The 14,722-nt window shown below is 32.1% G+C and carries 16 protein-coding genes; all 16 read left to right on the forward strand.

All coding sequences use genetic code 11. The features are described 5' to 3' along the window. Window positions 1-240: 240 nt before the first annotated feature. The 16 genes from LNQ49_RS07025 (at window position 241) to LNQ49_RS07100 (ending at window position 14,652) form a co-directional block, all read left to right on the forward strand. Window positions 241-1,518 carry a hypothetical protein gene (locus LNQ49_RS07025; protein ID WP_229987965.1) on the forward strand — a complete coding sequence of 426 codons (1,278 nt, stop codon included), beginning with the start codon at window positions 241-243 and terminating at the stop codon, window positions 1,516-1,518. Between the two features lie 301 nt (window positions 1,519-1,819). Continuing rightward, window positions 1,820-3,223 carry an anthranilate synthase component I family protein gene (locus LNQ49_RS07030; RefSeq protein ID WP_229987966.1) on the forward strand — a complete coding sequence of 468 codons (1,404 nt, stop codon included), beginning with the start codon at window positions 1,820-1,822 and terminating at the stop codon, window positions 3,221-3,223. Between the two features lie 20 nt (window positions 3,224-3,243). Beyond that, a complete protein-coding gene (locus LNQ49_RS07035; protein WP_229987967.1) occupies window positions 3,244-3,702 on the forward strand; it encodes a hypothetical protein in 459 nt (152 codons plus the stop codon). Window positions 3,703-3,949: 247 nt separating this feature from the next. After that, window positions 3,950-4,516, forward strand: coding sequence for an anthranilate synthase component II (locus tag LNQ49_RS07040; protein ID WP_229987968.1), 567 nt, complete (start codon window positions 3,950-3,952; stop codon window positions 4,514-4,516). Window positions 4,517-4,576: 60 nt separating this feature from the next. Further along, complete coding sequence (locus LNQ49_RS07045; RefSeq protein ID WP_229987969.1) at window positions 4,577-4,984, forward strand: GNAT family N-acetyltransferase; 408 nt, start codon at window positions 4,577-4,579, stop codon at window positions 4,982-4,984. 78 nt (window positions 4,985-5,062) lie between these two features. After that, window positions 5,063-6,055, forward strand: coding sequence for an anthranilate phosphoribosyltransferase (gene trpD / locus LNQ49_RS07050; RefSeq protein WP_229987970.1), 993 nt, complete (start codon window positions 5,063-5,065; stop codon window positions 6,053-6,055). A 31-nt stretch (window positions 6,056-6,086) separates the two neighbouring features. Beyond that, entirely contained in the window at window positions 6,087-6,251 is a 165-nt protein-coding gene (locus tag LNQ49_RS07055; RefSeq protein WP_346432485.1) for a four helix bundle protein, read from the forward strand. A 59-nt stretch (window positions 6,252-6,310) separates the two neighbouring features. Further along, window positions 6,311-7,090, forward strand: a complete 780-nt coding sequence (trpC, locus tag LNQ49_RS07060) for an indole-3-glycerol phosphate synthase TrpC (protein ID WP_229987972.1) — start codon at window positions 6,311-6,313, stop codon at window positions 7,088-7,090. A 103-nt stretch (window positions 7,091-7,193) separates the two neighbouring features. Continuing rightward, the gene (locus LNQ49_RS07065) at window positions 7,194-7,835 is read left to right on the forward strand and encodes a phosphoribosylanthranilate isomerase (protein WP_229987973.1); all 642 of its coding nucleotides are present in this window, start codon (window positions 7,194-7,196) and stop codon (window positions 7,833-7,835) included. A gap of 3 nt (window positions 7,836-7,838) precedes the next feature. After that, window positions 7,839-9,020 carry a tryptophan synthase subunit beta gene (trpB, locus tag LNQ49_RS07070; protein WP_229987974.1) on the forward strand — a complete coding sequence of 394 codons (1,182 nt, stop codon included), beginning with the start codon at window positions 7,839-7,841 and terminating at the stop codon, window positions 9,018-9,020. Between the two features lie 124 nt (window positions 9,021-9,144). Continuing rightward, window positions 9,145-9,882 (forward strand): carbon-nitrogen hydrolase family protein, encoded by a 738-nt coding sequence (locus LNQ49_RS07075; protein ID WP_229987975.1) that lies wholly within the window; start codon window positions 9,145-9,147, stop codon window positions 9,880-9,882. A 65-nt stretch (window positions 9,883-9,947) separates the two neighbouring features. After that, a complete protein-coding gene (trpA, locus tag LNQ49_RS07080; protein WP_229987976.1) occupies window positions 9,948-10,709 on the forward strand; it encodes a tryptophan synthase subunit alpha in 762 nt (253 codons plus the stop codon). Window positions 10,710-10,747: 38 nt separating this feature from the next. After that, the gene (locus LNQ49_RS07085; RefSeq protein WP_229987977.1) at window positions 10,748-11,431 is read left to right on the forward strand and encodes a 2'-5' RNA ligase family protein; all 684 of its coding nucleotides are present in this window, start codon (window positions 10,748-10,750) and stop codon (window positions 11,429-11,431) included. A 184-nt stretch (window positions 11,432-11,615) separates the two neighbouring features. Next, the gene (locus LNQ49_RS07090) at window positions 11,616-12,245 is read left to right on the forward strand and encodes a TetR/AcrR family transcriptional regulator (RefSeq protein WP_229987978.1); all 630 of its coding nucleotides are present in this window, start codon (window positions 11,616-11,618) and stop codon (window positions 12,243-12,245) included. Beyond that, complete coding sequence (locus tag LNQ49_RS07095) at window positions 12,235-13,560, forward strand: TolC family protein (RefSeq protein ID WP_229987979.1); 1,326 nt, start codon at window positions 12,235-12,237, stop codon at window positions 13,558-13,560. Before LNQ49_RS07090 ends, LNQ49_RS07095 begins: the two co-directional genes overlap by 11 nt. A gap of 12 nt (window positions 13,561-13,572) precedes the next feature. Continuing rightward, complete coding sequence (locus tag LNQ49_RS07100) at window positions 13,573-14,652, forward strand: HlyD family secretion protein (RefSeq protein WP_229987980.1); 1,080 nt, start codon at window positions 13,573-13,575, stop codon at window positions 14,650-14,652. Window positions 14,653-14,722: the final 70 nt, after the last annotated feature.

The raw sequence follows: 14,722 nt of genomic DNA on the forward strand, positions 1-14,722 counted from the left end.
AATTCAGAAAATCCCAACAATTAAATTGTTGGGATTTTTTTATGCACTAATTTTACTTTAAAAACTCTACTAGCCTAGGAACAAATAAAATAACGTTCGTAAAGTTATAATAACACTTTCATAATATCTTACCATTCTTTGATTAACAAACCTCTTCTAATTTTGGACTAGTTAAAAAAAAGCTCTTTTTTAAACAAAAGACTTTTATCCAAAAAATCAAATTTTGCAAAAGACACCACTATGAAAAAAAATTTACACCTTGTAATTATTTGCTTAGTAAGTAGTATTATAGTCAATGCTCAACAACAAAAAGGAATTGTTGGCGCATCAAACTGGATGAATAAATGGACCAATTTTAAACCTGCTTCTACAGAATATAATGAAGCTACAAATATTCTGGCAGGAACTATCGATAAGGACACCAAACTATACAAACGAAATACATATCAATTGGTTGGTGTCGTTTACGTAACAAAAAATGCCGTTTTAACAATCGAACCTGGAACTGTAATTAGAGGAGATGATAAAACTTGTGGCACGCTGGTAATAACAAATGGTTCTAAAATAATTGCCGAAGGACAAGAAACAGATCCAATTATATTTACATCCAATAACAATGTTGCCGAAAGAAAACCAGGTGATTGGGGCGGAATAATCCTCCTTGGGAAAGCGCCTATTAATAAAATGGGAGGAATAAGTTTCTTAGACTTTAACCTAGATCCTGGTGTAAATCTTTATGGAGGACAAGATGCTGATGATAACTCTGGTATTATAAAATACGTTCGTATCGAATATTCAGGTAGAAAATTAAATGCACTAAAAGAAATTAACGGACTATCACTAGCTGGAGTAGGTCGTAAAACCAAACTTGAATACATACAAATAAGCTATTCAAACGACGACTCATTTGAAGCTTATGGAGGGGATGTCATTATGAACAACTTAGTATCGTATCGAGCCACCGATGATGATTTTGACTTTACTCAAGGGGTACAATGCACCATAAATAATAGTATTGCCATTCGTCACCCCTACTCATCAGATATCTCAGGTTCACGATGCTTTGAAATAGATTCTTACGATAAAATTGAAAATAGTGACACGAGTAAAAAACTAACTAAGATAACGGCAAATAATGTCACTTTAGTAAATCTAGAAGAAAGCAATCAAGGGCTTGTTCGTGAAGCAGCTCATATTGGAGAGAATAGTTATTTTACATTAAACAATAGTATTATTTCGGGCTTTACACCATTTATGGTACTTCAAAGTAAAATTGGAGATGGAATTGTCAATCTTGAAAAAATAAATTTAAATGGAGTAGTAATTAATAATTGCAAAGGGGGAGTTTTAAGTGAGAATTCAAACTTTGACTTGGGGATTAAAAACTGGTATCAAAACCCAGCTTTTGGTTTAGATTACACCAATAAAAAAAATATCGAACTATTTACTGAGCCCAATCTTAAAGGAAATCCAGATTTTAGAGTAAATGTAAATAACACTTTAGTAAGTGGAAATTAGACTATTAAAAAGGACGTTCTAAATAAATTTAACAAAAAATCAAAAAAAAAATATTTTTTTTTTAAAACAATGTATGCGAATACTCAAATTACATTTATATATTTGTACCAATCAAAACAGTTATGAAAACAATTACAAATAATACTTGGTGGTGGAATAATTTACGTCAGTCGTCGTGAACTAAGCTTCCTATGGTATTATTCAAACTATAAAAATGAAAGGCTTGTCATCACGACAGGCCTTTTTTTTGTACCTATTTTTTTTAAAGAAACAATATACTAAACCTTAAAAAACAAACACTTTGAAACCTTTTATACTCAACACACACTACAAACAAATCCTTGCAGACACTGTAACACCTGTAAGCATCTATTTCAAAATTAGAGATAAATTCCCTAATAGCTTACTTCTGGAAAGTAGCGATTATCACGGAAACGACAATAGTTTCTCGTATATCTGCTGTAATCCTATTGCAAGTATTAAAATAGAGAACGAAACTATTTCTAAAACCTACCCTGATGGAACATCAGAAAAAATAGCTATAGATGATTCTACTAATATTCCAGAGATTATTCAGGAATTTTCAGGACAGTTCAAATCGGAGAAAAACAACTTTAAATTCATCAACAACGGATTATTCGGATATATTTCATACGATGCTGTTCGCTATTTTGAAAAAGTAACTATTGCAAAAAAAGACAATAGCATTTCTATTCCAGATGTATATTATGCAGTATATCAAAATATAATTGCAATAAATCATTTCAAAAATGAAGCATACATCTTTTGCCATAGTGTAGATGGAAGAAATAATATCTCAGAAATAGAACAATTATTACAGTCTAGAAATATAGCATCTTACCAATTCTCAAAAGAAGGTGAAGGATTTTCTAACTTAACCGATGAGGAGTTCAAGCATAATGTGGCTTTGGCAAAAAAACATTGTTTCCGCGGTGATGTATTCCAATTGGTTTTATCACGCAGATTTACACAAGGATTTAAAGGAGATGAATTTAATGTGTACAGAGCATTAAGAAGTATCAACCCTTCACCTTATTTATTCTTTTTTGATTATGGAGATTTTAAAATATTTGGTTCTTCGCCCGAAGCACAAATTATTGTAAAAAATCGTAAAGCCGAAATTCATCCTATTGCTGGAACTTTCAAAAGAACTGGTAATGACGAACAAGATGCTGTTTTAGCAAAACAATTATCAGAAGATAAAAAAGAAAATAGCGAGCACGTAATGTTAGTTGATTTGGCTAGAAATGATTTAAGCCGTAACGGACATGATGTAAACGTAGAGAAATATCGCGAAGTTCAGTTTTTCTCTCATGTTATTCACTTAGTATCAAAAGTTACAGGGCATCTACATGAAAAAGCAACTACTATGCAAGTTGTTGCTGACACATTTCCAGCAGGAACATTAAGCGGAGCACCTAAACACAGAGCCATGCAGCTTATTGAAGAATACGAAAAAACCAATCGTAATTTTTATGGTGGTGCAATTGGATTTATGGACTTTGAAGGCAATTTTAATCACGCTATTATGATTCGAACCTTCTTAAGCAAAAATCACCAATTACATTGTCAGGCTGGAGCAGGAATTGTAGCAAATTCTGATGAAGAAAGCGAAATGCAAGAAGTTTACAATAAATTAAGAGCATTAAATACTGCCTTAGAAATGGCAGAAAACATTAAATAAAAACTAACAACCTAAAAACTATGAAAAACACTATTGCATTATTATTGGTTATGACATTTTTAAGTTCTTGTAATGATAAAAAACAGCCAGAAACTACAACTGCTAAAAAAGACATTGAAGGAACCTGGCGACTAATTTCGGCAGAGACAACTGAAAAAGATTCCACTTTTTCAACATTCAATCCAAAAACCAAAATGATAAAAATTATAAATGACTCTCACTTTGCATTCTTTAACCATGACTTAAATAATGGAAAAAAAGAAGATGCTTTATTCTTCGGAGGTGGAGGAAAATATACTTTAAAAGATAGTACATACACAGAGAATTTAGAATATTTCAATAATAGAGATTGGGAAAACAACAAATTTGAATTTACAGTAAAAGTTAAAAACGATACTTTAACTCAAAAAGGAGTTGAAAAAATTGAAAAACTTGGAATCAATAGAATAATTATCGAAAAATACGTTCGAGAAAAATAAACAAAAATTAGTTTTAAGTTATTGGATTATGCATTTAATCGCAAAGAACGCTAAACTATAGACCTCTTTGATTTTATAAAAACACAAAGTTCGCAAAGCTTTGAATTGATTTTAACTTTGCGTTTTTCAACAGCTTTTAAATAAAACACTTTGCGCCCTTTGCGGTTAAATACCCAAAGCTAAGCAACTTGAAACCTGACACGAGGCTTTAGCCGAATTGGCGAAGCAAACAAAAATAAAAAAAAAAATGAAAAAAATATTAGTAATAGATAACTACGATAGCTTCACTTATAATCTTGTACATTATTTAGAAGATTTAGATTGCGAAGTAACTGTATATAGAAATGATGAATTTGATATTGATGAAATTGCTGGTTTCGATAAAATATTGCTTTCACCAGGGCCAGGAATTCCAGACGAAGCAGGATTACTAAAAGCTGTTATTCAAAAATATGCACCTACTAAAAGTATTCTTGGTGTATGTTTAGGACAACAAGCAATTGGTGAAGTTTTTGGAGGAACACTTTCAAATCTTGATAAAGTATATCATGGTGTTGCAACAAATGTAAAAACGGTTGTTGACGATGAGTCATTATTCGAAGGTTTAGGAAAAGAATTTGAAGTTGGTCGTTATCATTCATGGGTTGTCGACGCAAGTTTACCTGATGTTCTTGAAGCTACATCTTATGACGAAAATGGTCAAGTAATGTCACTAAGACACAGAACCTTTGATGTACGTGGGGTACAGTTTCATCCAGAAAGTGTATTAACACCAAACGGAAAGAAAATGTTAGAGAATTGGATTAAGAGTTAGTTATTAGTAAGCCGTTCACATCTCACCTTTAACATTTTACATTTCACAATCTAAAAACAAATGGAAATATCAATTTTAGCAACCAAAGAAATTAATCTCGAAGACATACTACCATTGTATGAAGCAAACGAATGGAGTTCAGCTAAAAAGCCTGATTTATTATACAAAGGACTTTTAAATTCTGAAACTTTAATTTCAGCTTGGGAAGGAAAAAAGTTAATCGGACTTGGCAATGCAATTTCTGATGGTTATTTAACAGTTTATTATCCGCACTTATTGGTACTTCCTGAATATCAAGGAAAGGGAATTGGAAAATTAATTTTAGATAAATTACAAGAAAAGTACGCTCACTTTCATATGCAAATGCTAACAGCAGATGGAAGGTCAGTTGATTTTTATAAAAAGAATGGTTTTGAACGTGCAGGAAAAACGGAACCAATGTGGATTTATCAAGGAAATGAACATTAAAAAATATTCAGTCGCGCTTTGTAGTAAAAAAACTTAGAACCTTAGTCACTCAGTACCTAAGAACCTTAAAAATAAAAAATGAAAAATATATTAAACAAATTAATCAATCATGAAGTCCTTACGAAAGAAGAGGCAAAAAATGTATTGATTAACATATCAAATGGAGATTATAATCCAAGTCAGATATCGGCATTCCTTACTATATTTATGATGCGAAGTATTAGCATCGAAGAATTGTCAGGTTTTCGTGAAGCCCTATTGGATTTATGCATTCGTATCGATTTATCAGCTTACAATACTATTGATTTGTGCGGAACTGGTGGTGATGGAAAAGACACTTTCAACATCTCAACTTTAGCTTCTTTTGTAGCTGCTGGAGCAGGGATAAAAGTTGCCAAACATGGTAACTACGGTGTTTCTTCTATCTCAGGATCTAGCAACGTAATGGAAAAGATGGGAATCAAATTCACCAATGATGCCGATTTTCTTGAAAAATGTATTGATAAAGCAGGGATATGTGTACTTCACGCTCCATTGTTTCACCCTGCTATGAAAAATGTGGGACCAATAAGAAAAGAACTAGCAGTAAAAACATTCTTTAATATGTTAGGACCAATGGTAAATCCTTCATTTCCTAATAACCAATTAGTTGGAGTATTTAATCTGGAATTAGCTAGAATGTACGCCTATTTATATCAAAATACTAATGTGAATTTTACGATTTTACATTCGCTTGACGGTTATGATGAGGTTTCATTAACTGGTCCAACAAAGATTATCACAAGCACAATGGAAGGAATGTTGAATCCAAGTGACTTCGGTATTCGTCTATTAGCGCAAAGCGAAATAGAAGGTGGAAAAACAATCGAAGAATCAGCAGAAATATTTACAAATATCATTTCAGGAAAAGGAACTGAGGCACAAAACAATGTAGTTTGCGCTAATGCAGCAATGGCAATTGCAACAGTTACAAAATGCACACCTCAGGATGGTTTTGAATTAGCAAAAGAAAGTCTATTTTCTGGGAAAGCACATGGTGTGATTAAAAAATTGAAAGATTTAATGAATTAAAAAAACACTGAAATGACAAAATCTTTTAAAAATTTCGAAAGGAAGTTGCGCAGAAGTTAGAAGTATGTTAATACAAGCACGTGAACTTAACTTCTGTGACCAAAAAGAAATTCAAGAAAGTTATCAGATAAGTATTGAGATTTCTCAAAACCTGTCCAATTTCATAAAATACTTAAGTACTAAAATTAAAAATTAATTGATATACGGAATTTTAAAATTTTTCAATCTTTTAATTTTTAAATAATAATAAAAAACATGAATATACTCGATAAAATAATAGTAGATAAAAAAAGAGAAGTAGTTCTTAAGAAATCAATAATTCCAGTTTCTCAGCTAGAAGCGTCGGTATTCTTTGAGAGAAAAACAATCTCATTACGTCAGAGATTAAGTGAAAGCAGTACTGGAATCATAGCAGAACATAAACGTCGCTCCCCTTCTAAATCGATAATAAATCAAAATTTCACAGTTGAAGAAGTAGTAAAAGGATATGAAAATGCAGGTGCTTGTGGAATTTCTGTATTAACTGATGGAAAATATTTTGGTGGTTCACTTGACGATTTACTTTTAGCCAGAGCTTCGGTAAATATTCCGCTATTGCGAAAAGAATTCATAGTTGATGAATATCAGATATTAGAAGCCAAAGCACATGGAGCTGATTTAATTTTGCTTATTGCTGCTGTTTTAACAAGAGAAGAAATCAAATCACTATCTTCATTTGCAAAGCAATTAGGATTAGAAGTTTTACTAGAAGTACACAATCAAGAAGAGCTAGAAAAATCAATCATGCCAACATTGGATATGATAGGTGTTAATAACAGAAACCTAAAAACATTCGAAGTAAGCTTGGATTTCAGCAAACAACTGGCAGCCCAAATTCCTGATGAATTTGTGAAAGTTTCAGAAAGCGGAATCTCATCTATCGAAGCTATTACTGAATTAAAACCTTACGGTTACAAAGGATTCTTGATTGGTGAGAATTTCATGAAAACTGATAATGCTGGACAAGCAGCTACCGATTTTATCAAACAGCTTTAGACTATTAGCAAAAAATAATCAGCACAAAACTTTGTGACCTTTGCGATTTTAATGATTTAGAATATAAGAAACCTTGCGCCCTTTGCGGTTAAACTTTAAAAATATGAAACTAAAAATCTGTGGTATGAAATATCCCGAAAATATAATTGAAGTGGGCTCACTCCTACCCGATTATATGGGATTTATCTTCTGGGAAAAATCAGCTCGGTATTTTAACGGAATCATACCTGATTTACCAAAATCGATAAAAAAAGTCGGAGTATTTGTAAATCAAAGTCAGGAAGAAATTAGCAGCAAAATTTTGAAATACGATTTGCAAGCCATACAATTACATGGTCACGAATCGGTTGAATTCTGTAAAGAGCTAAAAAATAAAATAGATCCCAAAATTGAACTCATCAAAGTATTTTCTGCCGATGAAGATTTTGATTTTGAAGTATTAAAACCATACGAATCGGTTTGTGATTACTTCCTTTTTGACACCAAAGGAAAATTACCCGGTGGAAATGGAACCACGTTTGATTGGAGAATATTAAATAAATACAATTCGACAAAACCGTTCTTCCTTAGTGGCGGAATTGGAATTGAAGAATTAGAAACAATAAAGGAAATTTCGAAAACCAATTTACCTATTTATGCCATCGATGTAAATAGCAAATTCGAAATCGAACCCGGATTAAAAAACACACAACAATGCAAAGATGCAACACAATACATCGCTGCAAATAACAAAACAAAAGAGTAAATTATGTCATACAATGTTAATAAAAAAGGCTATTACGGCGAATTTGGAGGAGCTTACATTCCCGAAATGTTATATCCAAATGTAGAAGAATTACGTCAGAATTATTTAAAAATAACAGAAGAACCAAGCTTTAAAGCAGAGTTTGATGCTTTACTAAAAGATTATGTAGGTCGTCCTACTCCACTGTATTTTGCAAAAAGACTTTCGGAAAAATACAACACCAAAATCTATTTAAAGCGAGAAGATTTGTGTCATACAGGAGCACATAAAGTTAACAATACCATTGGGCAAATTTTACTAGCAAAACGTTTAGGTAAAAACCGAATCATTGCCGAAACTGGAGCGGGACAACACGGCGTTGCAACTGCTACTGTTTGTGCATTAATGGGTTTACAATGTATTGTTTATATGGGTGAAATCGACATTAAACGTCAAGCTCCCAATGTAGCTCGTATGAAAATGTTAGGCGCCGAAGTTCGCCCAGCACTTTCAGGTTCAAAAACCTTAAAAGATGCTACAAACGAAGCTATTCGTGATTGGATTAATAATCCTGTCGATACTTATTACATCATTGGTTCCGTAGTCGGTCCACATCCATATCCTGATATGGTGGCTCGTTTCCAAAGTGTAATTTCTGCCGAAATAAAAGCACAATTATTAGAAAAAGAAGGTCGCGAAAATCCAGATCATGTTATCGCTTGCGTAGGTGGAGGAAGTAATGCTGCCGGAGCATTTTACCATTTCCTTGACGAAAAAGAGGTAAATATAATTGCTGTTGAGGCAGCTGGTTTAGGTGTTGACTCTGGCGAAAGTGCAGCAACATCAGCATTAGGAAAAATAGGAATCATCCACGGAAGTAAAACATTATTAATGCAAACTCCTGATGGACAAATTACCGAGCCTTACTCAATATCAGCAGGATTAGATTACCCAGGAGTTGGTCCAATGCACGCACATTTATTTGCTTCAGGCAGAGCCGAATTTATTTCGATTACAGATGATGAAGCTATGCAATTTGGTTTACAATTATCTAAAACAGAAGGGATCATTCCAGCAATCGAAAGTGCGCATGCATTTGCAGTTCTAGAGCAAAAGAAATTTGGACCCGACGAAATTGTAGTAATCAATTTATCTGGTCGAGGCGATAAAGATTTAAACACATATATCGATTATTTCAAATTATAGTTGGGCGTTCCCACCTAAAAAAGGTGGTCGGGCTATCCGCTATATCTTTTTTAAGACTGAAAAAGCCTAAAAAAGGATGTCGCTTTTATCCCTAACGCAATAACAAATAAAACAACAAGACAAAATGATTTTAGCTGCAGCACAGACAAAACCAAAACGAGGAGATATAAATTCAAATTTATTGGATCATTATCGTCTTATAGAATTGGCTGCAACAAACGGAGCGAATTTAATTGTATTTCCAGAGCTATCAATTACGGGTTACGAAAGAGAAAATGCACAAAAACTCATTTTCATAGAAAATGATATTCGTTTAGATACTTTAAAGAAATTAGCTGTAGAAAACAAAATTGTCATCGTTGCTGGCGCACCAATAAAAATCAAAGACCAATTATTCATTGGTGAATTTATTATATCACCAGATAATTCTGTTTCAATTTACACCAAACAATTTCTTCATGAAGGCGAAGATGTTTACTATCAATCATCCTTTGATTACAATCCGACTATTGAAATAGAAAACAAAAAAATATCCTTTGCTATTTGTGCAGACATAGATAATCCCTTGCATCCTAAAAATGCAAGCAAAAACGGAACTGCAATTTATATCGCAAGTATTTTCTTTTCACCAAACGGAATACCTGTAGCTTATAAAGCATTACAAAACTATGCTAGTATTCATAATATGAATGTGCTAATGTCTAATTTTAGTGGAGAATCATGGGGACAACCTTCTGGTGGTAAAAGTGCATTTTGGAACAACCAAGGAGAATTAATAGCACAAATGAATGACTCCGATTCTGGATTGTTACTGATTAAAAATCAAAATGATTCTTGGACAAGTCAGCTTATAATTGATTAATTACAAATTAAATAAAAACACCTAGAGAGTTTTAAAAACCCAATAGGAATAAAATACAAATAGCAATGAACAGAATAAATCAAAAATTACAGGAAGACAAAAAGATACTTTCTATCTATTTTTCTGCAGGATATCCTAATCTTAATGATACTGTACAAATCATACAGGATTTAGAAAAAAATGGAATAGACATGATTGAAATCGGATTACCATTTAGTGATCCTTTGGCCGATGGGCCAACCATACAAGCCAGTTCAACTCAAGCCTTACATAATGGAATGACAACACAGGTTTTATTTAATCAACTAGAAAACATTCGCGAAAGCGTAAAAATTCCGTTGATTATAATGGGTTATTTTAATCCTATATTACAATATGGTGTAGAAGAATTTTGCAAAAAGTGTGCTGCAATTGGTATCGATGGATTAATCATTCCAGATCTTCCAGTAGATGTTTATGCAGAACAATACAAAGCTACTTTCGAAAAATATGGAATCATAAATGTATTCTTGATTACACCGCAAACATCTGATGAGCGTATCAAATTTATCGACAGTGTTTCAAACGGATTCATATATATGGTAAGTTCTGCTAGTGTTACTGGCTCACAATCTGGTTTTGGCGCTACCGAAGAAAGTTACTTTGAAAGAATTGCAAACATGAATCTTAAAAGCCCACAGGTAATTGGATTTGGAATTTCGAATAAAGAAACATTCAATCAAGCAACTAAATTTGCAAAAGGAGCAATTATCGGAAGTGCTTTTATCAAACATTTATCTGAAAAAGGAACACAACATATTGCCGAATTTGTAAAAGCAATAAAATAATACCATTATTCTATTGTCGTTTTTTAATCTAATTTAAAATGGACTTAGCTACTCATTATACTAATTTGTTCACAGAATCATGTGAGAAGATATCAAATGACAATTATGTTATCGATACACAGATAGATAATTTGAGCGACAACCGTTTTGGAATTACATTATTAATTCGGCCTACAGAAGAGATTAAAAATAGCATTCAACTTTTTTTAAATGAATTAAAAGAAGTTGATGCTTCTCAATATTATTATCCCAATTCGGATATACACATTACAGTAATGTCTATTATATCTTGTTATGATGGGTTTAATATAAACCACATTACACTACAAGATTATATTGCTGTAATAAATACATGCATTGCTGGCCTAAATAAATCTATTATTAATCTACAAGGAATTACTGCTTCTCCTTCGGCAGTTATGATTCAAGGATTTCCCAGCGATACAAGTATAAATGAACTACGTGATACGCTCCGTACTGCATTTAAACAAACCACACTCGAACAAAGTATCGACAAACGTTATTCTTTATTCACGACACATTTAACAGTTACACGGTTCAGAAAACCAATAAATAACAAGGATTTATTTTTAAAAACACTCCATAAATACCGTGATTATAACTTTGGGAAATTTGAAATAAAAAATATAGAATTAGTTCATAATGATTGGTACCAAAGAGCCGATTTTGTAAAACATTTATTTGACTTTAATCTCAAATAATTCCTTAACGTAAAAGTAAGCTACATCGTTATAATTAAATCAAGCAACTGTAAATCAATAAACTATAACAAAACGAACATTCACTTACAGAGCGTATTTTTAGTTAATATTATGTTAAATAAAAACTAAACAGCTGTTTAATTTAAACACTTGTTTAATTTTGTGCTCGATTAGAAACACACTCATGTTAAACATTGAATTAAACGAGAAAAAAATTCAAATTCTCGAAGTAGCAGAAAAGCTTTTTTCTGATAAAGGATTTGAAGGAACTTCGATACGGAATATTGCCAAAGAAGCAAAAATTAATATTGCCATGGTATCGTATTATTTTGGATCTAAAGAACGATTACTCGAATCGTTAATTATATACCGAACATCAGATCTGAAGCTTCAAATAGAAAATTTACTACAAGAAGATTTAGAGCCAATTGACAAGATTAACAAGTTAATAGAACTTTATATTAATAAAATTAACTGCAACGGAGGGATTTTTAGAATCATGCATTTCGAATTAACTTCTAAGAAGAGAGAAAAGGCCTTAAATCACTTTACCGAATTAAAGAAAGACAATCTTAAATCATTAGAAAGTATTATCAAAGAAGGGCAGGAAAAAGGAATTTTCAGAAAAGATGTAGTTATTCCATTAATAACTCCTACCATTCTCGGAACCTTTTTTCATTTCCATATGAACAAAATCTTCTTTCAGAATATTTTGAACTTAAATACTGAAGCTTTATATACAGATTACATAAAAACACATTTAACAAAACACATTCAACAAACTATAAAAGCCTTACTTGTTTATGAAAATTAATCCAATTATGCTCTTTGGGGTTTTCCTAATCGGACTATCCTCGTTAGAAGCTCAAGAAAAAACGAGTCTTACCCTAGATGATGCTGTAAAGATGGCATGGGAGAAGAGTGACGAAGTCACGTTGGCAAACACAAAAGTCAACACTAAAAAGTACGAACTTAAATCTACTAAGAACAATCAATACCCAGATTTAAAAGCCTCAGGGCAATATCAAAGATTGGCTGGTGCAGATGTAAATTTAAAAATGAATCAAGAAAGCGGTTCTGGATCAGCTCCAAATGTTGATCAATTAATGTTAGGACAGCTTACTGCAAGCCTACCTATATTTGCAGGTTTTAAAATTCAGAATAGTATTAAACTATCTGAAAATTTATACCAAGCCGAACTTGCAACTTCATTAAAAACGAAAGAAGATATTGCATTGAGAGTTGTAAATAATTATGCTAATTTATACAAGGCTCAAAAAACAATTGAACTTTTAAATGAAAATCAAAAACAAGCAAAACAGCGTGTAGCAGATTTTATCGAATTAGAGAAAAACGGAATCATTCCAAGAAATGATTTATTGAAATCACAATTATTAGTTTCTAAAATACAACTATCAATAGATGAAGCTAATAAAAACCTGAACATTCTGAATTTTCATTTGATAACATTACTTAAATTAGATTCTTCTACTAAAATAGCTGTTGGAGAAAACGATTTTATCAATTACAAGACAGATAATATCCCAACAAATGAGCAACCAGCTTTAGAGAATCGTAAAGATTTAGAAGCATTACGTTATCAAGAAAAAGCTAGTGAATCTAGTATCAAAATGGCTAAAAGTGCTTACTACCCTACAGTTTCTTTATTAGGTGGTTATGCAGCTGTTGATGTTAGAAACATACTTACAGTACAAAATGCAATGAATTTTGGAGTTGGAGTTTCATACGACCTTAGCGGAATATTAAAAAAAGGAGCTGATATAAAACAAGCTCAAAGCAAAGCTGATGAGGTAAAAAGCTCAGAAGAAATTTTAACAAATTACATTAAAGTTGAAGTACAGCAAGCAATAGAGAACTATAATTTAGCTTTAAAACAAAGCTCGGTTTATGACTTAGCATTAGAGCAAGCATCTGAAAATTATAGAATCTTAAAAGATAAATTCGACAACGGTCTAGCTGATACCAATGATTTACTTGAAGCAGATGTTGAACAACTTAGCGCTAAAGTAAATACAGCTACATCTAAAGCCGATATAATTCAAAGATATTACGAAATGCTTTCAGCAACAGGACAATTATCACAATCATTCAATCTTACAAAAATATAATCGATAGCCCACATGGAAAAGAAAAAAACAAATACCAAATTTACAATTATACTAGTTATTTTGGTTCTAGTTGGTGGATCTTACGGAATCTACAAATACATGCACTCTCTTGCTCACGAACAAACGGATGATGCACAAATAGAGAAAAAAATGAACCCAATTATTCCAAGAGTATCAGGATATGTTAGTAAGGTTTATGTAAAAGATAATGACTTTGTAAAAAAAGGAGATACTTTATTCACAATAGATAAAAGAGATTATCAATTAAAAATCGACGAAGCTAATGCTGCGTTATTAGGTGCTGAAAGTTCATTTGAAGCTGCAAAAGCAGATATTGGAAGTGCTATTGCAAATATCTCAGTATCAGATGCAAACATAAAATCAGCAAGCGGAAATATAGAAAGTGCAAAAATTAGATTAGTACAAATAACAAACGACTATAACCGTTACAACAACTTGTACAAAAGCCATACTATTACAAAACAACAATACGAGAAAGCACTAACTGCAAAAGAAGAAGCAGAAAGTCAAGTACGTGTTTTGCAACAACAAGAAAAAGCAAGTTCATACCAAAAATCAGTTATTCAGGCAAAATCTAAAGCTACAGACAAACAAACAGAAGTAGCAGCGGCAAACATCAAAAAAGCAAAAACATTATTAGATGTTGCTAATTTAAATCTGTCTTATACTGTAATCACTGCTGCAATTGATGGTCAAGTTTCTAAAGTAGATATTCAACCAGGACAATTGGTACAACCAGGACAATCTTTATTTTATATCATCAATAACTCAGAAGCTTGGGTTGTTGCTAACTTTAAAGAAACACAGCTTAACAAAATGGTAATTGGTCAAAAAGTAACTCTAAAAGTAGATGCTTATCCTAATTATGATTTTCAAGGAACTATAACTTCATTTTCACCTGCAACAGGAGCACGTTTTTCATTACTTCCTCCTGATAATGCAACTGGAAACTTTGTTAAAACAATTCAAAGATTACCTGTAAAGATCAACTTGGACGCAAGTAATGATGTCGAAAAAATAAAATTATTGAGACCAGGAATGAACGTGGATGTAGATGTGCATTTAAAATAAAAATTAGACTTATCAGGAAATCATTTTCCTATAACAAGAATTATACATTCATTTTTGAAAAGCATTCTAA

The sequence above is a fragment of the Flavobacterium pisciphilum genome, assembly GCF_020905345.1.
GTDB classification, from domain to species: Bacteria; Bacteroidota; Bacteroidia; order Flavobacteriales; family Flavobacteriaceae; genus Flavobacterium; species Flavobacterium pisciphilum.

What these genes read in the sequence shown, in the direction of transcription:
- LNQ49_RS07025 (WP_229987965.1), top strand. Translation starts at nt 241, where the DNA reads ATGAAAAAAAATTTACACCTTGTAATTATTTGCTTAGTAAGTAGTATT.
- LNQ49_RS07035 (WP_229987967.1), top strand. Translation starts at nt 3,244, where the DNA reads ATGAAAAACACTATTGCATTATTATTGGTTATGACATTTTTAAGTTCT.
- LNQ49_RS07040 (WP_229987968.1), top strand. Translation starts at nt 3,950, where the DNA reads ATGAAAAAAATATTAGTAATAGATAACTACGATAGCTTCACTTATAAT.
- LNQ49_RS07045 (WP_229987969.1), top strand. Translation starts at nt 4,577, where the DNA reads ATGGAAATATCAATTTTAGCAACCAAAGAAATTAATCTCGAAGACATA.
- trpD (WP_229987970.1), top strand. Translation starts at nt 5,063, where the DNA reads ATGAAAAATATATTAAACAAATTAATCAATCATGAAGTCCTTACGAAA.
- trpC (WP_229987972.1), top strand. Translation starts at nt 6,311, where the DNA reads ATGAATATACTCGATAAAATAATAGTAGATAAAAAAAGAGAAGTAGTT.
- LNQ49_RS07065 (WP_229987973.1), top strand. Translation starts at nt 7,194, where the DNA reads ATGAAACTAAAAATCTGTGGTATGAAATATCCCGAAAATATAATTGAA.
- trpB (WP_229987974.1), top strand. Translation starts at nt 7,839, where the DNA reads ATGTCATACAATGTTAATAAAAAAGGCTATTACGGCGAATTTGGAGGA.
- LNQ49_RS07075 (WP_229987975.1), top strand. Translation starts at nt 9,145, where the DNA reads ATGATTTTAGCTGCAGCACAGACAAAACCAAAACGAGGAGATATAAAT.
- trpA (WP_229987976.1), top strand. Translation starts at nt 9,948, where the DNA reads ATGAACAGAATAAATCAAAAATTACAGGAAGACAAAAAGATACTTTCT.
- LNQ49_RS07085 (WP_229987977.1), top strand. Translation starts at nt 10,748, where the DNA reads ATGGACTTAGCTACTCATTATACTAATTTGTTCACAGAATCATGTGAG.
- LNQ49_RS07090 (WP_229987978.1), top strand. Translation starts at nt 11,616, where the DNA reads ATGTTAAACATTGAATTAAACGAGAAAAAAATTCAAATTCTCGAAGTA.
- LNQ49_RS07095 (WP_229987979.1), top strand. Translation starts at nt 12,235, where the DNA reads ATGAAAATTAATCCAATTATGCTCTTTGGGGTTTTCCTAATCGGACTA.
- LNQ49_RS07100 (WP_229987980.1), top strand. Translation starts at nt 13,573, where the DNA reads ATGGAAAAGAAAAAAACAAATACCAAATTTACAATTATACTAGTTATT.